Origin of the sequence: Streptomyces sp. HM190 (assembly GCF_009857135.1) — a bacterium.
Taxonomy (GTDB): Bacteria; Actinomycetota; Actinomycetes; order Streptomycetales; family Streptomycetaceae; genus Streptomyces; species Streptomyces heilongjiangensis.
On record NZ_CP047318.1, the window covers coordinates 6,693,908 to 6,716,387 of the forward strand.

General features: G+C 69.6%; 15 protein-coding genes. 12 read left to right on the plus strand and 3 right to left on the minus strand.

Going from position 1 to position 22,480, the window contains the following annotated elements:
• Window positions 1–39: 39 nt before the first annotated feature.
• The 4 genes from GSY65_RS28680 to GSY65_RS28695 are packed head-to-tail and all read left to right on the plus strand — an operon-like array spanning window position 40 to window position 3,833.
• A complete protein-coding gene (locus GSY65_RS28680) occupies window positions 40–1,230 on the plus strand; it encodes a methionine adenosyltransferase (protein ID WP_201452696.1) in 1,191 nt (396 codons plus the stop codon).
• Window positions 1,227–2,228, plus strand: a complete 1,002-nt coding sequence (locus tag GSY65_RS28685) for a hypothetical protein (protein WP_159774069.1) — start codon at window positions 1,227–1,229, stop codon at window positions 2,226–2,228. The genes GSY65_RS28680 and GSY65_RS28685 overlap by 4 nt, the downstream gene beginning before the upstream one ends.
• Complete coding sequence (locus GSY65_RS28690) at window positions 2,225–3,013, plus strand: SDR family NAD(P)-dependent oxidoreductase (protein ID WP_159774071.1); 789 nt, start codon at window positions 2,225–2,227, stop codon at window positions 3,011–3,013. Before GSY65_RS28685 ends, GSY65_RS28690 begins: the two co-directional genes overlap by 4 nt.
• 4 nt (window positions 3,014–3,017) lie before the next feature.
• Entirely contained in the window at window positions 3,018–3,833 is an 816-nt protein-coding gene (locus GSY65_RS28695) for a histidinol-phosphatase (protein WP_159774073.1), read from the plus strand.
• A 99-nt stretch (window positions 3,834–3,932) separates the two neighbouring features.
• Here GSY65_RS28695 and GSY65_RS28700 read toward each other — a convergent pair whose 3' ends face one another.
• Window positions 3,933–5,462 carry a helix-turn-helix domain-containing protein gene (locus tag GSY65_RS28700; RefSeq protein WP_159774075.1) on the minus strand — a complete coding sequence of 510 codons (1,530 nt, stop codon included), beginning with the start codon at window positions 5,460–5,462 and terminating at the stop codon, window positions 3,933–3,935.
• A gap of 274 nt (window positions 5,463–5,736) precedes the next feature.
• On the opposite strand from GSY65_RS28700, the gene GSY65_RS28705 reads away from it, so the two are divergent.
• Window positions 5,737–5,958, plus strand: a complete 222-nt coding sequence (locus tag GSY65_RS28705) for a hypothetical protein (protein ID WP_159774077.1) — start codon at window positions 5,737–5,739, stop codon at window positions 5,956–5,958.
• 315 nt (window positions 5,959–6,273) lie between these two features.
• Here GSY65_RS28705 and GSY65_RS28710 read toward each other — a convergent pair whose 3' ends face one another.
• Window positions 6,274–6,477, minus strand: a complete 204-nt coding sequence (locus GSY65_RS28710) for a DUF4236 domain-containing protein (RefSeq protein ID WP_159774079.1) — start codon at window positions 6,475–6,477, stop codon at window positions 6,274–6,276.
• 556 nt (window positions 6,478–7,033) lie between these two features.
• Between GSY65_RS28710 and acnA the strand changes: the two genes are divergently transcribed.
• The 3 genes from acnA (at window position 7,034) to GSY65_RS28725 (ending at window position 12,925) form a co-directional block, all read left to right on the plus strand.
• Window positions 7,034–9,751: an aconitate hydratase AcnA gene (acnA, locus tag GSY65_RS28715; protein ID WP_159774081.1), complete on the plus strand. Its 2,718-nt coding sequence runs from the start codon at window positions 7,034–7,036 to the stop codon at window positions 9,749–9,751.
• Window positions 9,752–10,141: 390 nt separating this feature from the next.
• The gene (locus GSY65_RS28720; RefSeq protein ID WP_201452698.1) at window positions 10,142–11,215 is read left to right on the plus strand and encodes a lytic polysaccharide monooxygenase; all 1,074 of its coding nucleotides are present in this window, start codon (window positions 10,142–10,144) and stop codon (window positions 11,213–11,215) included.
• Between the two features lie 132 nt (window positions 11,216–11,347).
• A complete protein-coding gene (locus GSY65_RS28725; protein ID WP_159775663.1) occupies window positions 11,348–12,925 on the plus strand; it encodes an IS1182 family transposase in 1,578 nt (525 codons plus the stop codon).
• A 347-nt stretch (window positions 12,926–13,272) separates the two neighbouring features.
• Here the strand turns inward: GSY65_RS28725 and GSY65_RS28730 are convergent, their stop codons facing one another.
• Complete coding sequence (locus GSY65_RS28730; RefSeq protein ID WP_159774083.1) at window positions 13,273–17,070, minus strand: GH92 family glycosyl hydrolase; 3,798 nt, start codon at window positions 17,068–17,070, stop codon at window positions 13,273–13,275.
• A gap of 483 nt (window positions 17,071–17,553) precedes the next feature.
• Between GSY65_RS28730 and ngcE the strand changes: the two genes are divergently transcribed.
• From ngcE to GSY65_RS28750, 4 genes are all read left to right on the plus strand, one after another.
• Window positions 17,554–19,023 (plus strand): N-acetylglucosamine/diacetylchitobiose ABC transporter substrate-binding protein, encoded by a 1,470-nt coding sequence (ngcE, locus tag GSY65_RS28735; protein ID WP_159774085.1) that lies wholly within the window; start codon window positions 17,554–17,556, stop codon window positions 19,021–19,023.
• A gap of 136 nt (window positions 19,024–19,159) precedes the next feature.
• Window positions 19,160–20,089, plus strand: coding sequence for a carbohydrate ABC transporter permease (locus GSY65_RS28740; RefSeq protein WP_159774087.1), 930 nt, complete (start codon window positions 19,160–19,162; stop codon window positions 20,087–20,089).
• Between the two features lie 19 nt (window positions 20,090–20,108).
• The gene (locus GSY65_RS28745) at window positions 20,109–21,041 is read left to right on the plus strand and encodes a carbohydrate ABC transporter permease (protein ID WP_159774089.1); all 933 of its coding nucleotides are present in this window, start codon (window positions 20,109–20,111) and stop codon (window positions 21,039–21,041) included.
• A gap of 209 nt (window positions 21,042–21,250) precedes the next feature.
• The gene (locus tag GSY65_RS28750) at window positions 21,251–22,450 is read left to right on the plus strand and encodes an ROK family transcriptional regulator (protein ID WP_159774091.1); all 1,200 of its coding nucleotides are present in this window, start codon (window positions 21,251–21,253) and stop codon (window positions 22,448–22,450) included.
• Window positions 22,451–22,480: the final 30 nt, after the last annotated feature.

Sequence of the window (22,480 nt, forward strand, 5' to 3'; positions counted from 1 at the left end):
TCCTCCCACCTCCGCCTCATCACCCGAGAAGAGATGGCCATGCTGTCGATCGAACGAGACTCCCGCACCGTCGAGGACCTCCCCTACGAGCTCGTCGAGCGCAAGGGCGTCGGCCACCCCGACACCATGTGCGACGCCATGGCGGAGCGCATGTCCCGCTACTACTCCCAACACTGCCTCAAGGAGTTCGGCGGCGTCGCCCACCACTGGTTCGACAAGGTCACGCTGTACGGCGGCGGCGCCGACGTCGACTTCGGGCGGGGCGAGATCACCGCCCCGTACCGCGTCAAGGTGTTCGGCAAGGGCGCCTACCGCGTCGGCTCCACCGAGATCCCGGTGCACGACATCATGTTCCGCGCCGCCGCCGACGTCCTCTCCGAGGTCACCACCGGTTTCGATGCCGAGCGTCACCTGGTGGTCGAGCTCGGCATCGTCGACCACCAGGGCTCGGGCCGCGGCGTCTCCCGCTACCAGCCGGCCTCCGCGGCCGACCTGGTGCCCCTGCGGGCCCCCGGTCTCGTCTCCAACGACACCAACCTGCTGCACGGCTACGCGCCGCTGTCGCGTCTGGAGACGGTGGTGCTCGGCCTGGAGAACCTCGTCAACGGTGCCGACTTCAAGAAGCGCCACGCCGACACCGGCTGGGACGTCAAGGTCTTCGGCAGCCGCCGCCGGGACACGTTCAGCCTCGTCGTCAACATGCCGTTCCTCGCGGCCGACATCGAGACGATGGACCAGTACTGGACCCGCAAGTCCGTCATCCAGCAGGAGCTGGAGGCGTACGTGGCCTCGCTCGGCATCCACGACGTGCGGATGCTGATGAACGCCACCGACCGCAACGGCCGCCCGTACCTCACCGCGATCGGCTCCGTCGCCGACACCGGCGACGTCGGTGTCGTCGGCCGCGGCAACCGCGTCAACGGCCTCATCACCCCGATGCGCCCGATGAGCATCGAGGCGCCCGCCGGCAAGAACCCGCTCGACCACACCGGGAAGATCTACAACGTGATGGCCATGCGCCTGGCCCGCGAGGTCCACGAGCGGTTCGGCGGCCCCTCCCAGGTGCACATCTTCACCTCCAAGGAAGCCCCGCTGGAGGCCCCGGACGAGGTCGTCGTCACCTCCCCCGACGCGGACGAGACCACGCTGAGGGAACTGGTGGAGAAGACGGTCGCGAGCTCCGGCGACCTGACGGCGGAACTGATCGAGACGGGCATCACCCTGTGGTGACACCCGAGCAGGTACGCGCCCTGTCGGCCACGGCGCTGGACACCCGGCGCCGCGCCGACAGCGGCCGTCCGCAGGCGCCGGCGCCCGAGGGCGGCAGCCACGTCGCCGTCGTGGTCAAGCCCGAGGTCATGACCGCCCCGCACGCCGCCGCCATGGCGGCGGCGACGGTGGAGGCACTCGACCGTCAGGGAGTGTCCGTCCTGCGCTGCGCGGTGGTCCCGGCCGCGGACTTCGCCGCCCGCGGCGATCTGCTGCTGCACTATCCCCGCCTGCACCGGGTGGCCGTCGACGGCGTCGCCGCCCTGACCTTCGGCGCCCGTCGCGAACTCGACGCCCTGCGGGAGGGAACGGGCGTCCACGACGTCCTGTCGGCCTACGTGGCGATCGCTCACGGCGGCCTGTCGCCGCGCGCGCTGGAGGACCGCTGCCGGGCGGCAGGCATCAACAAGCTCGGCTCCGGCTCGTACGCCTCCGTCACCGAGGTGGGCGGCCGGCCGACGGTGGTCCTCAACGGCTTCCTGCCGGCCCTGGACCAGGGCTACCGCACCCCGAACGCCCTGGTCGGCCTGCTGGAGTGCCACAGCGCGCGACCCGTGGCGGAGCTGCGTGACGAGGTGCTCGGCGCGCTGCACCCGTTCCACGCCGCCCCCGGATCGCTGCGGGGCGCCCTCGGGGCCCTCGCCCGCGAGCACGGCACCGAGCTCTCGGAGGGGCGCAACGCCGTGCACCTGTCCGCGGGACACCTGGAGGGCATGTTCCAGAACTGGCGGTACTTCACCGCCGGGGACGGCGACGGCCTGGACGGCACCTCCTTCGGCCGGGCCCTGCTCCGGGCGGGCGTGGACCTGGACGCGGTGGCCGCGCTCGCCACCGACCCGGACGTCACCGACGGCACCGGGCGGACGCTGTCCCCCCACGGAGCCACCGAGAACCTGGACCGCGACGAGGCCGTCCGCCTCGTCGGACGATGGACCACCACGAAGGAGTTGGCAGGATGAGGGGCCGGGAACGAGGACTCGCCGGACGCACCGCGATGGTGACCGGCGGCGCGCAGGGCATCGGAGCGGCGGTCGTCGAGCGCCTGTGCTCCGAGGGCTGCCGGGTCCTGGTCTACGACAGGAGCGCGGAGCACGGCCGGGCCGCGGTCGAGAAGTGGACGGCCGAGGGGTACGAGGTCCACCTCGCGGTGGGCGACGTCATGGACACCGCGGCCGTCCGGGCGGCCTTGGCGGACCTCCCGGACGGCTGGGACCGGCCGACACTGCTGGTCAACCTGGCTGCCGGGTTCGTCTTCAAGGGGCTGGAGGCGACCGCGGAGGACTGGCACGCCGCGCTCGACCCGACCATCGTCGGACTCTCGCTCGTCACCCGTGAGTTCGTGGCGGGCCTCCCGGAGCGCGACGCGGACGCGGCCGTCGTCAACATGGCCTCGATCTCGGCGCACATCTCACAGAGCGGCTATCTGACGTACAACACGGGGAAGTCCGCCGTACTCGGCTTCACCCGGTGCACGGCCGAGGAACTGGCCCCGCGCGGCATCCGCGTGAACTCGGTCAGCCCGGGCACCGTCTGGAACGCCAACAACGAGCGCTTCCACCGCGAGGCCCTGGGCCTGGACCGGGCCACGGCCGAGGCGGCGCCCGAACACGGCGGGAAGTTCCTGCTGAAGCGGTTCGCCGATCCCGAGGAGATCGCGGCGCCGATCGCGTTCCTGCTCTCCGGTGAGGCGAGCTTCATCACCGGCACCGACCTGCCCGTCGACGGCGGATACCTGGCGGTGTGAGCCGGTGATCGACCTCCACACGCACCACGAGCGGTGCGGGCACGCCACCGGTTCGCTGCGCGACTACGTCACGGCGGCACTCGACATGGGCGTCAAGGTGCTCGGCCTGTCCGACCACACACCCATGTTCGCGGAGGAGGCCGACCACGCGCTGCCCCCGGTGGCGATGCCCAAGTCGGAGTTCCCCTCGTACATCGCCGAGGCACTGGCGCTGAAGGAGGAGTTCGCCCGCAGCATCGAGATCCTCGTCTCCACCGAGGCGGACTTCTTCCAAGGCCGGATGGACGCCTACTCCAGGGAGTTGGCCGGGTACCCGCTGGACTACGTCATCGGCTCCGTCCACATGTTCGAGGGCCGGGACATCTTCGACACCACCCGCTGGGAGACCGTCGAGGACAGCGAGGAGGAACTGGCCGCAGTCAAGGGACGGTACTTCCGCGCGGTGGCGGAGTGCGCGCGCTCGGGGCTCTTCCAGGTCATGGGGCACGTGGACGCCCTCAAGGGCAACCACCCGGAACTGGGGACCGTCCCCGCGCCGGCCGCGGCTGACGAGATGCTCCGGGCGATCCGCGACGCCGGTGCCGTGATGGAGGTCAACACCTCCGGCGGCACCAAGATGCACGGCGGCTGGTACCCGGAGCACGACCTCCTGGAGCGCGCCCACCACTTCGGTGTGCCCCTCACCTTCGCCTCCGACGCGCACGTCCCCGAGCGCGTCTGCGACCAGTACCCGGACGTGGTGCGCGTGCTGCACGACATCGGCTTTCGCACCTGGACGGTGTTCCGCCGGGGCGTGCCCCGCACGGTCCCCCTGGCCTGAAGCCGGTCGGCGGAGAAGTCCCGCAGACGCCGCCCCGCCCCTCCTGACTTGTGTTCTCACAGCTCAGAAGGGGTGTGGCGACGTCCTCTCCGAGGACCTTCAGATGTCCCGGAAGGTCTCGATCTGCGCCCCCACCGTGTTGAGGCGCTCCGCGAGCTCCTCGTACCCGCGGTTGATGACGTAGACGTTGCGGAGGACGGACGTGCCCTCGGCGGCCATCATCGCGAGGAGGACGACCACGGCGGGGCGCAGGGCCGGCGGGCACATCATCTCCGCGGCGCGCCAGCGGGTCGGGCCCTCGACGAGCACCCGGTGCGGGTCGAGGAGCTGGAGGCGGCCACCGAGGCGGTTGAGGTCGGTGAGGTAGATCGCCCGGTTGTCGTACACCCAGTCGTGGATGAGGGTCTTGCCCTGGGCGACGGCGGCGATGGCGGCGAAGAACGGCACGTTGTCGATGTTCAGGCCGGGGAACGGCATCGGGTGGATCTTGTCGATCGGCGCCTGGAGCTTCGACGGCCGGACGGTGAGGTCGATCAGACGCGTACGGCCGTTGTCGGCGAAGTACTCCGTCGAGCGGTCGTGGTCGAGGCCCATCTCCTCCAGGACCGCCAGCTCGATCTCCAGGAACTCGATCGGGACCCGGCGCACCGTCAGCTCCGACTCCGTGACGACCGCCGCGGCGAGCAGGCTCATCGCCTCGACCGGGTCCTCGGAGGGGGAGTAGTCGACGTCCACGTCGATGTGCGGCACACCGTGCACCGTGAGCGTGGTCGTGCCGATGCCCTCGACCCGGACGCCGAGCGCCTCCAGGAAGAAGCACAGGTCCTGGACCATGTAGTTGGACGAGGCGTTGCGGATGACGGTCACACCGTCGTGGCGGGCCGCGGCGAGCAGCGCGTTCTCGGTCACCGTGTCGCCGCGCTCGGTCAGCACGATCGGGCGGCCCGGTGTCACGGACCGGTCCACCTCGGCGTGGTAGAGCCCCTCCGTCGCGGTGATGTCCAGCCCGAACCGGCGCAGCGCGATCATGTGCGGCTCGATGGTCCGCGTACCGAGGTCGCAGCCGCCCGCGTACGGCAGCTTGAAGTGGGTCACGCGGTGCAGCAGCGGGCCGAGGAACATGATGATCGACCGGGTGCGGCGGGCCGCCTCCGCGTCGATCGCCGCCAGGTCCAGCTCGGCCGGCGGCACGATCTCCAGGTCGACGCCGTCGTTGATCCAGCGGGTGCGGACGCCGATGGAGCCGAGTACCTCCAGCAGGCGGTACACCTCCTCGATCCGGGCCACCCGGCGCAGCACCGTGCGCCCCTTGTTCAACAGGGAGGCGCACAGCAGTGCGACACACGCGTTCTTGCTGGTCTTCACATCGATCGAACCGGAGAGCCGGCGCCCGCCGACCACCCGCAGATGCATCGGACCCGCGTACCCCAGCGACACGATCTCGCTGTCCAGGGCCTCACCGATGCGAGCGATCATCTCAAGGCTGATGTTCTGGTTGCCGCGCTCGATACGGTTCACCGCGCTCTGGCTCGTCCCGAGAGCCTCCGCCAACTGCGACTGTGTCCAGCCGCGATGCTGCCGGGCGTCACGGATGAGCCTGCCGATGCGTGCGAGGTAGTCGTCGGTCATGCGGTGAGGCTATCTCAGATATGAGATGCGCATGACGTCCGGGTGGGCCGTACGGGTGGGGGTGCCCGGTGTCGCTCGTACTCCCGTGTGAGGCATGCCACTTCTCCCCCGAGGAGTAACGGATGTGTCCTCCGAACGGCGACGGGGGGTGCGGACGTCGCGCGGGCCGGGCCCGGTCGCGGTGCCCTGACGGTCCCTCACGCCAGGAGCCCTCGTGACGAACCTCCCGTCCCGCCCCTCCGGAACGCGGCCTACCACAGCCGGACCCGCCGAGATGACGGCCCGTCCGGGCCGCGTGGACCGGCGGACGGAAAGCTGCTGCGCCACCGCCGCGGCCCTGTTCGCGGCCTGCGGCACCGGCGCGCCGGCGTCCGCGGTCCACCAGTACGCGGTGGTGCACGACGGCTCCATGGCCTCCGCGGGGGTGGCGCACCTGGCCGACGGCGTACCGGACGACGAGATCGTCGCCCCGCCGCGTCGACGCCGTGAGCGGTGACGGGGTCCTTCATGCGGTCGGTGCCGCCGGCCGACGTGGCCGACGTACGGGTCCGGCGGTCGCGGAACGCGACGGCACGTCCTCGGGGCGAAGGTCCGGTGCGGGCGGCGGTGAGGACGCGGAGGGGGCCAGGCGTGCGTCGGGGGGGGCGGGTGGCCCGCCGTCAACGGGAGCGGGCCCGGCGGGAGGGACTCGCCGGGCCCGCGGGGCCGACGGGAGGGCCGGCGGGGCGATGGCCCTGGCCCGACGGCGGGCCGTACCCGGTGCGAGGGCTCGGCGCGGTTCTCGTGACCGCACCCGCTCCTCCCGCCCGCGTCACCCCCTGCGTGACCGGGTCGAGCGTGTGCGGCGCCAGCCGAAGGGGCCGGGCAGGTCCATGGAGGTCGTACGGCGTCCCGTGCTGCTGTGCGTGTGGCGTGGCCCGTGTGCGCCACCGGTGGTGATGGACCACGAGCGCTTGTTGATGTTCAGGCGTACGCCCGGGAGGATCCGGAAGCTCTTGCGAAAGGTGAGCGGCATGCAAGCCTCCCTCGAAGGGTCACTGACGCCTTCCGGATACCCCGACTCGGCGAACTGATGGCCCGACGCGCGGAGTTCGCCAGAACGCCCCGCCGTCGCCCCGCCGCCTCGTCCGGTGCCGCCCCCAGTCCGGTGTCGTCGCCCGTCGAGCCCGTCGAGCCCGTCGCGGCCTTCACGGCGCACCCGGCTCGCCCGCCTTCAGGGAGTCGCCGCCCGCCGACCCCGGACGCGGTCACGGCCGAACCGAACCCGGGCGCCGCGCCGCGCCGTGGGCCCGCGGAACCCCGAGCCCCGCGCCGCGGCCCGGTGAACGCCTGCCCGGCGGACCCCGCCCGGTCCCGCCGTCCGCGGACATTGGCACACGCCACATCCGCCCGGGCATGACCTGTCCGCGCCCATGTACTAGAGTTATCTCGACATCGAGATATCTGCCGAGGCGCACTGCGGCCGCCACCCCGGTAAGGGGTACCTAACTTAGCCTTACCTTAGCGGATCGGCCAAGGGGACGTGGCGGCAGGATGCGGTGGTACGCGCACATGGAATGAAGGAGACTGTCGTGTCGGCGAACAGCTTCGACGCCCGCAGCACGCTGCAGGTGGGCGACGAGTCGTACGAGATCTTCCGGCTGGACAAGGTGGAGGGCTCGGCTCGCCTGCCCTACAGCCTCAAGGTCCTGCTGGAGAACCTGCTCCGCACGGAGGACGGCGCGAACATCACCGCCGACCACATCCGTGCCCTCGGCGGCTGGGACTCCCAGGCTCAGCCCAGCCAGGAGATCCAGTTCACGCCGGCCCGCGTGATCATGCAGGACTTCACCGGCGTTCCCTGTGTGGTGGACCTCGCCACCATGCGCGAGGCCGTCAAGGCCCTCGGCGGCGACCCGGCGAAGATCAACCCGCTCTCCCCGGCCGAGATGGTCATCGACCACTCCGTCATCGCCGACAAGTTCGGCACGCACGACGCCTTCAAGCAGAACGTCGACCTGGAGTACGGCCGCAACAAGGAGCGCTACCAGTTCCTGCGCTGGGGCCAGACCGCGTTCGACGACTTCAAGGTCGTCCCCCCGGGCACCGGCATCGTCCACCAGGTCAACATCGAGCACCTGGCGCGCACCGTCATGGTCCGAGGCGGCCAGGCGTACCCCGACACCCTGGTCGGCACCGACTCGCACACCACCATGGTCAACGGCCTCGGTGTGCTGGGCTGGGGCGTCGGCGGCATCGAGGCCGAGGCCGCGATGCTCGGCCAGCCGGTCTCGATGCTCATCCCGCGTGTCGTCGGCTTCAAGCTGACCGGTGAGCTGACCCCGGGCACCACCGCCACCGACCTCGTGCTCACCATCACCGAGATGCTGCGCAAGCACGGTGTCGTCGGCAAGTTCGTCGAGTTCTACGGTGAGGGCGTCGCCGCCACCTCCCTGGCCAATCGCGCCACCATCGGCAACATGTCGCCGGAGTTCGGCTCGACCGCCGCGATCTTCCCGATCGACGCCGAGACGATCAACTACCTGAAACTCACCGGCCGTTCCGAGCAGCAGCTCGCGCTCGTCGAGGCGTACGCCAAGGAGCAGGGACTGTGGCTGGACCCGGCCGCCGAGCCCGACTTCTCGGAGAAGCTGGAGCTGGACCTGTCGACGGTCGTCCCGTCGATCGCCGGCCCGAAGCGTCCGCAGGACCGCATCGTCCTCGCGAACGCCGCCGAGCAGTTCAAGCTGGACGTCCGCAACTACGTCGACGTCGTCGACGAGGCCGGCCAGGAGTCCTTCCCGGCCTCCGACGCCCCGGCCGTCGCCCCGAACGGCACCCCGTCCAACCCGGTCACCGTGACCGCCCCCGACGGCTCCACCTACGAGATCGACCACGGTGCGGTGACGGTCGCGGCCATCACCTCCTGCACCAACACCTCGAACCCGTACGTCATGGTCGCCGCCGCGCTCGTCGCGAAGAAGGCCGTGGAGAAGGGCCTGACCCGCAAGCCGTGGGTCAAGACCACCCTCGCCCCGGGCTCCAAGGTCGTCACCGACTACTTCGACAAGGCGGGCCTGACCCCGTACCTCGACAAGGTCGGCTTCAACCTCGTCGGCTACGGCTGCACCACCTGCATCGGCAACTCCGGCCCGCTGCCGGAGGAGGTCTCCAAGGCCGTCAACGACCACGACCTCGCGGTCACCTCGGTCCTCTCCGGCAACCGGAACTTCGAGGGCCGGATCAACCCCGACGTCAAGATGAACTACCTGGCGTCCCCGCCGCTGGTCGTCGCGTACGCCCTCGCGGGCTCCATGAAGGTGGACATCACCAAGGACGCCCTCGGCACCGACCAGGACGGCAAGCCGGTCTACCTCCAGGACATCTGGCCGACCGAGGCCGAGGTCAACGACGTCGTCGCCAACGCCATCGGCGAGGACATGTTCTCCAAGTCCTACCAGGACGTCTTCGCGGGCGACGCCCAGTGGCAGGCGCTGTCGATCCCGACCGGCGACACCTTCGAGTGGGACCCGGAGTCGACCTACGTCCGCAAGCCCCCGTACTTCGAGGGCATGACGATGGAGACCACCCCGGTCACCGACATCGTCGGCGCCCGCGTCCTGGCCAAGCTGGGCGACTCGGTCACCACCGACCACATCTCCCCGGCCGGCGCCATCAAGGCCGACACCCCGGCCGGCAAGTACCTCACCGAGCACGGTGTGGAGCGTCGTGACTTCAACTCCTACGGCTCCCGCCGAGGCAACCACGAGGTCATGATCCGCGGCACGTTCGCCAACATCCGCCTGCGCAACCAGATCGCGCCGGGCACCGAGGGCGGCTACACCCGCGACTTCACGCAGGAGGGCGGCCCGGTCTCCTTCATCTACGACGCGTCGCAGAACTACCAGGCCGCCGGCACCCCGCTGGTCATCCTGGGCGGCAAGGAGTACGGCTCCGGCTCGTCCCGTGACTGGGCGGCCAAGGGCACCGCGCTCCTCGGCGTCAAGGCCGTCATCACCGAGTCGTACGAGCGCATCCACCGCTCGAACCTCATCGGCATGGGCGTCCTGCCGCTGCAGTTCCCGGCCGGCCAGTCGGCCGACTCGCTCGGCCTGACCGGCGAGGAGACCTTCTCCATCACCGGCGTCACCGAGCTGAACGAGGGCACCACCCCGAGCACGGTCAAGGTCACCACCGACACGGGCGTCGAGTTCGACGCGGTCGTCCGCATCGACACCCCCGGTGAGGCCGACTACTACCGCAACGGCGGCATCATGCAGTACGTGCTGCGCAACCTGATCCGCAACTGAGAGATCCGGCAGGGCAGTTGAGGGCCGCATCCCCGGCGACGGGGGTGCGGCCCTGCGCCGTGCACCGGGCGAAGGGCTCTCCGGCGTGCTCCGGGACCGGTGTCCCCGGCCGCTTCCGGCTCCCCTCCTGCGCCCACGGTTTACAACCGAACCACTTCGCGCTAGCTTCCGAAGCAGGTGGGGGGTGGGAGCGCTCCCATCCCGAGCGGCGGACCGGAACCCGCCCCTCGGGGGACCGTTCCCGCCCCGCACCACTCATGCGTACACGCACCCCCGCACAGCCACGGAACACGCATCCGTACATCCGCGTGTACGCGCCCGTACATCCGCAACGCACGCACCTGCGCACACGCACGTTCCTCAAGGCCGTACACCCAAGGAGCGTTTGTCATGCATTTGACAACATTGCGATTGAGGCTGCCCAAGCGGCATCGCGCGCTGCTGCTCGTCCTGCTGGCCCTCGTGACGACGATCCCGGCGCTCGGCCTCGTCGTCACCGCCGGCAGCGGCAAGGCGGAGGCGCACGGCACGCCGATGAAGCCCGGCAGCCGTACCTTCCTGTGCTGGCAGGACGGACTCACCGACACCGGTGAGATCAAACCGGTCAACCCGGCCTGCCGCGCGGCGCAGCAGACGAGCGGGACGACCCCGTTCTACAACTGGTTCTCGGTGCTCCGCTCGGACGGCGCCGGCCGCACCCGGGGCTTCGTCCCGGACGGTCAGCTGTGCAGCGGCGGCAACACCAACTTCACCGGGTTCAACACGCCCAGCAGCGACTGGCCGCTGACCCACCTCACCGCCGGGGCGAACGTCGACTTCTCGTACAACGCGTGGGCGGCGCACCCGGGCTGGTTCTACGTGTACATCACCAAGGACGGCTTCGACCCGACGAAGACGCTCACCTGGAACGACATCGAGGACCGGCCGTTCCTGAGCGTCGACCACCCGCCGCTGAACGGCAGCCCCGGCACCGTCGAGGCCAACTACTCCTGGCGGGGCCAGCTCCCCGCGAACAAGTCGGGCCGCCACATCATCTACATGGTCTGGCAGCGCTCCGACAGCCAGGAGACCTTCTACTCCTGCTCCGACGTCGTCTTCGACGGCGGCAACGGCGAGGTGACCGGCATCAAGCAGCCCGGCAACCCCACCGAGCCCGTACCCGGCCAGTGCTCCGCGACCCGCCGCACGACGGGCACGTGGAGCGGCGGCTACCAGTCCGAGGTCGTCGTCAAGAACACTGGTGACGTCCCGATGCTCGGCTGGATGGTCGACTGGACCCTGCCGAGCGGCCAGCGGGTCGACAGCCTCTGGAGCGGCACCGCCACCTACAGCGGACAGAACGTGATGGTCCACAACACCAACTGGAACGGCTCACTGGCCCCCGGCGCGACAGCGACCTTCGGGTACGTGGTCCAAGGGCCGGGAGGTGATTCCAGTACGACCTTGCCGTGCCGGGTGGGCTAGGGCGTGTCGGGAAAGTCCCGTCTGCCCTTCGGGTAGACGACGCTCCTTTCGAAACACGCCCTAGAAGGCTCATGAAGATCTTGGGTTCTGGCCCTGCCGTGTCAGCGGCAGGGCCAGACTCGTCATGTGGCGATGGGTGAGTGGGTCGGCGAGACGGTCGGGCCGGACGTGTGGGAGACCTGCCGGGAACTGATTCCGGCGGGGAGTGTGTTCGCGTTCCTGGCCGAGCATCGTGGCGAGCTGTTCCCGGCTGAGATGTTCACGGACATGTACCCGTCGGCGAACGGACGGCCGAGCATGCCGCCGCAGATCCTGGCCGCCGCGATCACCTTGCAGGCCCTGCACGGGCTGTCGGACTTCGAGACGGTGCAGGAACTGCGGTGCGACCTGCGGTGGAAGGCCGCATGCGGGCTGGGACTTCACGACATGGCGTTCGATCCGTCGCTGCTGGCCTACTTCCGCCGCCGGCTGGCCCGTTCCGCCCGCCCGAACCGGATCTTCGAGGCCGTGCGCGAGGTCGTGAAGGCCACCGGCGTCCTCAAGGGCAGGCACCGCCGGGCGCTGGACTCCACCGTGCTGGACGACGCGGTCGCCACCCAGGACACCGTCACCCAGATCATCGCCGCCGTCCGCGCGGTGATCCGCGAGGTCCCCGGCGCCGAAGCGGTCGCCTCTGCGCGATGCACCGCGCACGACTACACCGGCCCGGGCAAGCCCCGCATCGCCTGGAACGACGAGCAGGCCCGCGCCGAGCTGGTCGACGCACTGGTCACAGATGCCCTGCGGCTGCTGGGCCACCTGCCCGACCAGCAGCTCGGCGACAAAGCCGCGAACGCGGTGGGCATCCTGGCCCTGGTCGCCGGCCAGGACGTCGAGCCCGCCGAGGACTCCGACGGCCGCGACGGACGCTGGCGCATCACCCAAGGCACCGCCCCGAACCGGATGGTCTCCACCGCCGATCCGGAAGCCCGGCACGTGCACAAGACCCGCTCCCACCGGCAGGACGGCTTCAAGGCCCACCTGGCCGTCGAGCCCGAGACCGGCTTGTACACCGCCGTCGCCCTGCGGCCCGGCGCCGGGCCCGAACACCACGAGGCCGCCGTCGGACTGGACCTGCTTGCCGAGGAGGACACACCGGTGGACGCCTTCGGTGATACCGCCTACTCCACCGGCGACGCCCGCCAGGCCCTGCACCGGGCAGGGCACCGGCTGTTCCTCAAGCCCGCACCGCTGCGGCCCGCCGTCCCCGGCGGCTTCACCCTCGACGACTTCGCCATCGACACCACCACCGCCACCGTGACCTGCCCGGCCGGACACACCGTGGCCCTGTCCGACCCCGGCGGGCAGCACCGCCAACGCAAAGCCATCTTCGGCAACTTATGCACCGGCTGCCACCTGCGCGAGCAGTGCACCAAAGCCAGGGCCGGACGCATCCTGACCATCCGCCCGCACCACGACCTCCAGACAGCCGCCCGCCACCAGGCCACCGACCCCGCCCGGCAGGCCGACTACCGCCGCTGGCGGCCACCGGTCGAACGCGCCGTCGCCTGGCTCGTCCACCACGGCAACCGGCGCCTGCGCTACCGCGGCACCATCAAGAACGACACCTGGCTCCACACCCGGGCCGCCGCCCTCAACCTCCGCCGACTGATCAACCTCGGACTCACCCACACCAGTGGCACCTGGCACATCGCACCAGCCGGTACATGACCGGAGGGCTGTCCGGCCTGACGGCCGGACAGCCCCTCACCAAGATCTTCATGAGCCTTCTAGTGATCCGAACGGCAGGCTCCAGGGGCCGTGTGCCCCGGTGAGACTCTGAGGTGCTCGGGCGGACCGGGTGGGCGGGTGGTGCGTGCCCACCCGGTCCGTGGGCCGGGCCGGTACGGGGGAGACCGGCTCGGGGGAGGAAAGGCTCGTACGAACCCTCGACGCCGGACAACGTTGTCGAGTGGTCCGTACAAGACTCTGTCCCGTCAACGACCCCCACCGTCAGGTCAGTTGGGACCCGAAAAACCGCCGGGCCCCGCGTGTTCACCGTGTTCGCGCGCTCGGCGTCACGACAGCAGCTCCACCTCCGCGAGGGTCGCCGGGGCGTCGAGCACCAGGCGGTAGTGGCGGTAGGAGCCCGGGGCGGGGACGGAGAACGCCCGGGTCTGGCGGTCCCAGGCGAACGACTCGTCCGACCGGCGGTCCACGGTCCTCCAGGTGCCGCCGTCCGCCGAGCCCTGGAGGGTCCAGCCGGTGGGGGCCTCGGTGCGGTCGGCGGACGTCAGGGTGTACTGCACGGCCCTGGTGCGGGCCGGCACCGGCAGGTCCGCCGTCGTCAGCGTGGCCTTCGTCGACGAGGTGTCGTCGAAGAGTGCCCCGGCGCCCTCGACGGCGTCCGAGCGTGGCGACGGCACCTGGTCGTCCTTGGTGATGGACACCGGCGCGGCGCTCTCGCCCGTGCCCCACCGCGACGGCCGTGGGCCCATGTCGAACTCCAGGACCCCGCCCTTCGCGATCAGCGCGTGCGGCAGCGAAGTCGACCGCCAGGTCGTGCCGTTGACCTTCAAGTCCTGAACGTAGACGTTCCTCGCGCTGTTCTCCGGGGCCCGGACCACGAGGTCCCTGCCGTTCTCCAGATGCACCGTCGCCTTGGTGAACAGGGGTGAGCCGATGGCGTACTCGCCGCTGCCCATCACCAGCGGATAGAAGCCGAGTGCCGAGAAGAGGTACCAGGCCGACTGCTCGCCGTTGTCCTCGTCCCCGTGGTAGCCCTGGCCGATGCCGCTGCCGACGAACAGCCGGGACAGCACCTCGCGCACCTTCTCCTGCGCCTTCCACGGCTGCCCGGCCGCGTCGTACATGTAGATCGCGTGGTGGGCGACCTGGTTGGAGTGGCCGTACATGCCCATCCGTACGTCGCGGGCCTCGGTCATCTCGTGGATGACGCCGCCGTAGGAGCCGGTGAGGTCGGGCGAGGCCGTCTCAGGGGTGGAGAAGTAGGCGTCGAGCTTCCTCGCGAGCCCGGCCCGGCCGCCGTACAGGTTCGCCAGGCCCTTGCTGTCCTGGGGCGCGGTGAACGCGTAGCCCCAGCCGTTGGTCTCCGTGTAGTCGTGGCCCCAGACCCGGGGGTCGTACGCGGCGGAGTCCAGCCGCCACCTGCCGGTGCCGTCCCGGCCCTGGAAGAACCCGGCCTTCTCGTCGAACAGTTCCACGTAGTCCCGCGCCCGGTCCAGGAAGTACGCCGACTCCTCCCGGTAGCGCCTCTCACCCGTCCTCTCGTACAGGGCCCGGCCCATCCGGGCGATGCCGTAGTCGTTGAGGTAGCCCTCCAGTGCCCAGGACAGGCCCTCGTGCGTGTCGGTGCTGGTGTAGCCGAGGAAGGGGGAGGTGGCCATGCCCTTGCGGCCGACGCCCGGGTTCGGCGGGACGACCGTGGCGTTCCTGACCGCCGCCTCGTACGCCGCCTCCGCGTCGAAGTCGACGCCCTTGACGTACGCGTCCGCGAACGCCACGTCCGACGAGGTACCCGTCATCAGGTCCGCGTAGCCGGGGGAGGACCAGCGGGAGGTCCAGCCGCCGTCCTTGTACTGCTGCACGAACCCGTCGACCAGTTCGCCCGCCCGCGACGGCGTCAGCAGCGAGTAGGCCGGCCATGTCGTCCGGTAGGTGTCCCAGAAGCCGTTGTTGACGTACACCTTGCCCTCGACGATCTTCGCGCCCGTGTGCGTCGGGGTGTCCGGGCCCGGCATGGGGGAGAACGGCGAGGCGTAGCGGTGGGTCGAACCGACCTTCTCGAAGCCGGAGTTGGGGTACAGGTACAGCCGGTACAGGTTGGAGTACAGCGTGGTCAGCTGGTCGGGGGTCGCGCCCTCGACCTCCACCCTGCCGAGGAGCCGGTCCCACTGCGCCCGCGCCCGGTCCCGGACCCTCTCGAAGGCGGTGCCCGCCGGGATCTCCTGGCGCAGATTGTCCTTGGCCTGGTCGACGCTGATCAGGGAGGTGGCCAGCCGGAGGGTCACCGTCCGGTCCGCGCCCGCGTCGAAGCGGAGGTGGCCCCTCACCCCGGCGGAGTCGCCCCCGGTGACCGGCGCGTCGAACACCCCGTACACGAAGAGGCGGGTCGCGCCCGCCGACAGCCCGGACTTCACGTCCGAGAATCCCGTGACGACCCCGGACTCCTTGTCGAGTGTCAGGCCGGCCTGGTCCGTGACGTTGTCGAAGAGGACGCTCGCGTCGTCCCCCGGATAGGTGAAGCGGAGTACCGCCGCGTGGTCCGTCGGCGCCATCTCCGCCGTGACGCCGTTCTCGAAGCGGACGCCGTAGTAGTACGGCCGGGCCGTCTCGTTCTCGTGCCGGAACGCCAGCGCCCGTGCCGTGCGGCCCAGGTCGGGGGTGCCGGAGGCGGCCGACGGCATCACCTGGAAGGTCTGCCGGTCACCCATCCAGGGGCTCGGCTCATGGCTCGCGCTGAACGCCTGGACGGTCGGCAGGTTGTCCGCGTTGTTGGCGCGCGCGTAGTCGTACAGCCAGCTGAGCGAGCCCGCGTTGGTCACCGGCGTCCAGAAGTTGAAGCCATGCGGGACCGCCGTCGCCGGGAAGGCGTTGCCGCGGGAGAAACCGCCGCTGGAGTTCGTTCCCCTGGTGGTCACCGCGTAGTCGGAGAGGTGTGCCTTCGGCCGCTCGGGCGCCCGCACCCGCAGGGTCACGTCGTCGAGCCAGCCGCGGAACCTCGCCGGCCCCTTCGGCGAGTCGTACGCCACCAGGATCCGGTCCACCGTCTTCCCGGCCGCGACCGACCCGATCCGGGAGACCACGTCGTTCCACTGGTTGACGTACAGCACCTTCGCCGCGCCCTGTCCGCGCGGCGTCAGGGGGAACCCGTGCTGGTCGACGGCGCGCAGCTCACCGAGCGAGGTGCCGTCCGTGAAGACCAGGTCGACCGCGACGTGCGTGGCGTCGTAGTCGAGGTCGCCGTCCGCCATGGACGGGAAGACCCGGTACGCCAGTTCGGTGTCGCGTCCGACGGCCACGTCCACGTCGAAGACCTTGTTGTACGCGTACGCCCGGCCGTCCGCCGTGTGCCGGCCCGCGTACCGCAGCGCCCGCTTCCCGGTGAAGCCCGTGCCCGCCTTGGCGGTCGCCGACCCGCTCGGCCCCCGGTCGGTGTGGGTGCGCATCTCCTTCGGCGCGGGCGCCTGGCCGCCGCCGGTGGAGAACTGCACGTCGGCGAGTTGGGTGATGGTGGAGGCCCCGTTGTTGCGGGTGATGTCCAGCCGGAAGTGCCGGTACCCGGCGACCGCGTCGGCGGCGATGTCGTACGACCTGGTCAGATACCGCTCGGGGAAGGACTCGCCGGTGCGGGTGTCGAGGGTCCGCCACTCCTTGCCGTCGGTGGACCCTTTCAGCGTCCAGTCCTTCGGGTCGCGCCCCGCGACGTCGTTCGCCGAGGTCAGTGCGTACGTCACCACCTCGGCGGGTCGGTCGAGGTCGAACTCCAGCCAGGCGGTGGGCTGGAAGGAGAGCCACTTGGTGCCCGGCTCCCCGTCGACCAGGTTCTCCTTCACCTCCCCGCCCGAGGTGTTCTCACCGCTCGCCCTGACCTCCGTCACCCGGTCGGTGATGTTGCCGGGGATGCCGGTGGCGTAGCCGCCGTCGACGCCGGAGGCGCGGGGGGAGCCGTCGGGTGCGGTGTCGACGGTGTCGGCCCAGTCCGGAGCCGGATCCCCCGACTCGAACGAGGAGCGGAACTCCCGGTCGGCCGCCGCCGGCCGGGCCGGTAACGCGACGGCGGCCCCCTGCGAGGCCACCACCAGAGCGAACGCGGCGGCGCCGAGCGCCACCGTGGAACCCCATCCGTGCCGCATGCGCGAGCACCCTCCCTGCGCCTGATCAGCCCGCTGGACCGCGTGGACGACCACGGAACGACCAGAAGTGGACAACGTTGTCTGCCGTGTTGCGCAGGGACCAGTAGTGGTTCAAGTGACAAGTGGTGTCAAGGGTGTTGAGTGAGCCATCCGGGTCGAATGACGGGGAACTTGTGGTCGAGTGCCGTATGGACGCTCGTATTTCCGCGAGGTCTCAACTCGGAAAAGACCGACGGCCAACCTTGCATTCGATCTTGCTCCCTTGGCGGGAAGTGGACTATACCTGTCGGCGTCCGCATCGTGGTCGCACGACGGTGGACGGGCACTACCTGGGGGGAATTACCGGTGGGCGCGGACGTGTCCGCGCGCGGACCGCCGTCCCACCCCTGTTGAATCCTCACGCACGACCCCAGCTTGAACCGATCGCGGTGCCGGGAGGATCCGGTTCACCGCCTGAGTCCTGGAGAAGGCGAGGACTTGAGCATGGGATCCACGACCGCTGAGAACAACGAACCCGAGGCTTCCGGCACCACCACCGCGGAGGGTGTGGGCCGCCGCGATCTGATCAAGCGGTCCGCCGCGCTGGGCCTGATCACCGTCCCCACGATGAGCTTCCTGTCCGCCTGCGCGAGCGGCGGCGGGGGCGACGACTCCTCCGAGGGCGCCCAGGGCGAGACGTCCGAGTCCAACCCCTTCGGCGTCAAGAAGGGCAGCAAGCTCGACGTCGTCATCTTCAAGGGCGGCTACGGCGACACCTACGCCAAGGCGTGGGAGGCCGCCTTCCAGAAGAAGTGGGGCGTCACCTCCACCCACACCGGCACCCAGGAGATCACCGGCAAGCTCCAGCCCCGGTTCAACGCGGGCAACCCGCCGGACATCGTCGACGACTCCGGCGCCCAGCAGATCCCGATCGACGTCCTCTACAAGAACGACCAGCTCCTCGACCTGGCCGCGGTCCTGGACGCCCCCTCGATCGACGACCCCGCCAAGAAGGTCCGCGACACCCTCATCCCCGGCACCCTCGACGCGGGCATGCAGGAGGACAAGGTCGTCGCCCTCAACTACATCTACACGGTGTGGGGCCTGTGGTACTCCGGCAAGCTGTTCAAGGAGAACGGCTGGGAGGAGCCCAGGACCTGGGCCGACTTCCTCACCATCTGCAAGGAGGCCAAGGCCAAGGGCATCGGCGGCCTCGCCCACCAGGGCAAGTACCCGTACTACATCAACGTCGCCATCATGGACCTGATCGCCAAGACCGGCGGTCTCGACGCCATGAAGGCCATCGACAACCTCGACCCGAAGGCGTTCGTCGGCTCCGACGCGGCGAAGGCAGGCGTCGAGGCGATCTACGAGGTCGTCGAGAAGGGCTATCTGATGCCCGGCACCAACGGCCTCACCCACACCGAGTCCCAGACCCGCTGGAACCAGTACAAGGCCGTCTTCATCACCTCCGGTTCCTGGCTGGAGAACGAGCAGCTCAAGCAGACCCCGGCCGACTTCGACATGACGTTCATGCCGATGCCGCTGCTGCCCGACAGCGTGATGCCGTTCGAGGCGATCCGGGCCGGCTCCGGCGAGCCGTTCATCATCCCCGCCAAGGCGAAGAACCTGCCGGCCGCCAAGGAGTTCATGCGGATGATGCTGTCCAAGGAATGGTCGACGCTGTTCGCCAAGGAGGCGAACTCCCTGACCATCCTCAAGGACGGCGTCGACCCCGGCGTACAGCTGCGGCCCGGCACGCAGTCCACGGTCGAGGCGTCCAAGGCCGCCGGTGACAACACCTTCCGGTACCTGTACACCGAGTGGTACAGCGAGATGGACACGGCGATCCAGAACGCGTCGAACGAGCTGATGGCGAAGCGGATCCAGCCGGCCGAGTGGCTGAAGCGGGCGCAGGAGGCCGTGGACAAGCAGGCGAAGGACCCGGATTCGAAGAAGAACCGCCGGGACTGAGCGGGCCTCCGGGCGTCGTGGGGGGCTGAGTGGTGTGGTGGGCCGCGGTCCACCGTGGAAGGCATGCGCGCAGTTCCCCGCGCTCCCGAAGCGCGCGGGCCCTTCGTCTCACGGAACCCAAGGCAGGATCACGCCAATGCGCAAAGGGCAGTACCGGTTCGTCGCGGGATTCTTGATCGTCCCCGTGGCGCTCTATCTGATCTTCGTCATCTGGCCCTATCTCCAGACCTTCGGCTACTCGCTGACGGACTGGAAGGGGCAGTCCCAGACGTTCAGCTTCGTCGGGCTGGACAACTACACCGCGTTGTTCCAGGACGACATCTTCCTCCAGGCGATCTGGCACAACATCCTGTTCCTGGTGTTCATCCCGGTGATCACCATCCTGCTCGCGCTGTTCTTCGCGTTCATGCTGAACGCCGGCGGCCGTAGCCGGGCCGGCGGTGTCTCGGGGGTCGCCGGGTCGGGCTTCTACAAGATCGTCTACTTCTTCCCGCAGGTCCTGTCGCTGGCCATCCTCGCGGTGCTGTTCGGCGCCGTGTACCGCAGCGACAGCGGCGGCATGCTCAACGGCCTCCTCATGAAGCTGGGGCTGGTCGACGAGAGCGGCCCCGTCGAATGGCTGAACGAACCGAGCGTCGTGCTCTGGGCCCTGATCGCGGTCGTCGTCTGGCACGGCGTCGGCTTCTACCTGGTGCTGTTCTCCGCCGCCATGCAGGCCATCCCGAGGGACATCTACGAGGCCGCGCTGATCGACGGCGCCGGCCGCGCCCACACCTTCTTCCGGATCACCCTGCCCCTGCTCTGGGACTCCGTGCAGACGGCCTGGGTCTACCTCGGCATCGCGGCCATGGACATGTTCATCCTGGTCTCCACGATGACGGCGGGGGAGTACGGCGGCGGTCCCGATCACCACAGCGAGGTCATGGCGACGGTGATGATGCGGAACTTCCTGCTGTACGGCAAGAGCGGCTACGCCTGCGCCATGGGCGTGGTGATGCTGCTCCTCACCCTGATCGTCTCGGTGGTCATGCTGCGCGCCACCCGCCGTGAACGCATCGAGTTCTGAAGCCGGAGATGACGCAACGATGAGCGCACCCCTCAAGACCGCCTCCCCTGGCGACTCGGCCCCCATCGGTCCGGCCGTGAGCAGGGGCCCGGTCGAGCCCCGCGACGAACGCGGCGAAGGCGTCGTCCTGAACGTCTTCTCGCACGGCTTCCTCGTCCTGTGGGCCCTGATGATCGTGCTGCCGCTGCTGTGGCTGATCCTCAGTTCCTTCAGGACCGACGCCCAGATCGGCGGCTCGGCCTTCGGCTGGCCGCAGAACTGGTCCCTCGACGTGTTCTCCCGCGCCTGGGACAAGGGCATCGGCGCCTACTTCCTCAACACGGTCATCGTGCTGGTCTTCTCCGTGCCGCTGACCATGCTGTTCGGCTCGATGGCCGCGTACGTCCTGGCCCGCTACCAGTTCTGGGGCAACCGGCTGCTGTACTTCTTCTTCGTCGCCGGGGCCATGTTCCCGGTGTTCCTGGCGCTGGTCCCGCTGTTCTTCATGGTCAAGCGCCTCGACATGCTGAACAGCTACCAGGGCCTGATCCTGGTCTACGTCGCCTACTCGCTGCCGTTCACCGTGTTCTTCATGCACGCCTTCTTCCGGACCCTGCCCACGGCGGTCTTCGAGGCGGCGATCCTGGACGGGGCGTCCCACACCCGGACCTTCTTCCAGGTGATGTTGCCCATGGCGAAACCGGGCCTGATCAGCGTGGGCATCTTCAACACCCTCGGCCAGTGGAACCAGTACATCCTGCCCACCGTCCTCATGCAGCCGCAGAGCGGTGACGACCCCGAGCGCTATGTCCTCACCCAGGGTCTGGTGCAGCTGCAACAGCAGCAGGGATACGCCTCTGACCTGCCCGTTCTCTTCGCAGGTGTCACCATCGCGATGATCCCCATGCTCGTCGTCTACCTCTCGTTCCAGCGTCAGGTGCAGGCCGGCCTGACGTCGGCGACCCTGAAGTAGTCAGGAGGGCCTCCGGACGACCCCGACGTAGCGCCCCCGTGACATTTAGTGGTCAATTGGCGACGCCAGTTTCCGTCAAGGACTTGACTGCGGTAACCCGTTCAGCGGAGCTTGGAGTTCACAACTTGTAAGTGACCCGGGATCCGCGGCTTTGACCTGGGTCACGGGTGGCGGGGGCCGTCCGGCCTGGGACAGGAGTGGATGAGTCGATGGAGACTCCGGGGTCGCAGTCTTCGCTGCACCGAGCAAATCTCGAACGCGTCGTCCGGGCGGTGCGTCTCGCCGGCTCGCTCACGCAGGCCGAGATCGCCAGGACGACGGGCCTGTCCGCGGCCACGGTCTCCAACATCGTCCGCGAACTCAAGGACGGCGGAACGGTCGAGGTCACGCCCACATCGGCGGGTGGACGCCGGGCTCGCGCGGTCTCCCTCAGCGGCGACGCCGGCATCGTCATCGGCGTGGACTTCGGGCACACGCATTTGCGCGTCGCGATCGGGAACCTCGCACACCAGGTGCTGGCCGAGGAGTCCGAGCCGCTCGACGTGGACGCCTCCTCCGCCCAGGGTTTCGACCGCGCGGAGCAGCTGGTCACCCGGTTGATCGAGGCCACGGGGGTGGATCCCACGAAGATCGCGGGCGTCGGCCTCGGCGTCCCCGGACCGATCGACGTGGAGTCCGGGACGCTGGGTTCCACCGCCATCCTGCCGGGCTGGACCGGCACCAACCCGGCCGCCGAGATGCGCCACCGCCTCGGTGTCCCGGTGCACGTGGACAACGACGCCAACCTCGGTGCCCTCGGCGAGCTGGTCTGGGGCAGCGGGCGCGGGGTGCGGGACCTGGCCTACATCAAGGTGGCCAGCGGTGTGGGAGCCGGGCTGGTCATCGACGGCAAGATCTACCGGGGCCCCGGTGGCACAGCGGGAGAAATCGGGCATATTACTCTTGATGAATCCGGACCGGTCTGCCGCTGCGGAAACCGCGGTTGCCTGGAGACCTTCGCCGCCGCGCGCCATGTGCTGCCGCTCCTCCAGTCCAGTCACGGGACCGATCTGACGATGGAAGGCGTCGTGCGGTTGGCGAGGGACGGGGATCCGGGCTGTCGCCGGGTGATCGCCGACGTCGGCCGCCACATCGGAAGTGGAGTCGCCAATCTCTGCAACCTGTTGAACCCGAGCCGCGTGGTCCTCGGTGGCGATCTCGCCGAGGCCGGGGAGCTCGTGCTCGGGCCCATAAGGGAGTCGGTCGGCCGGTACGCGATCCCGAGTGCCGCACGTCAACTCTCGGTGCTGCCAGGGGCACTTGGCGGTCGTGCGGAGGTCCTCGGGGCGCTTGCGCTGGCCCTCAGCGAGATGGGCGATTCGACCCTTTTGGACGGGACCCTGACCGCGGCCACCCCTGCCTTCACTTAGAGAACGAAACACGCCGTTGCCAACCCGTTA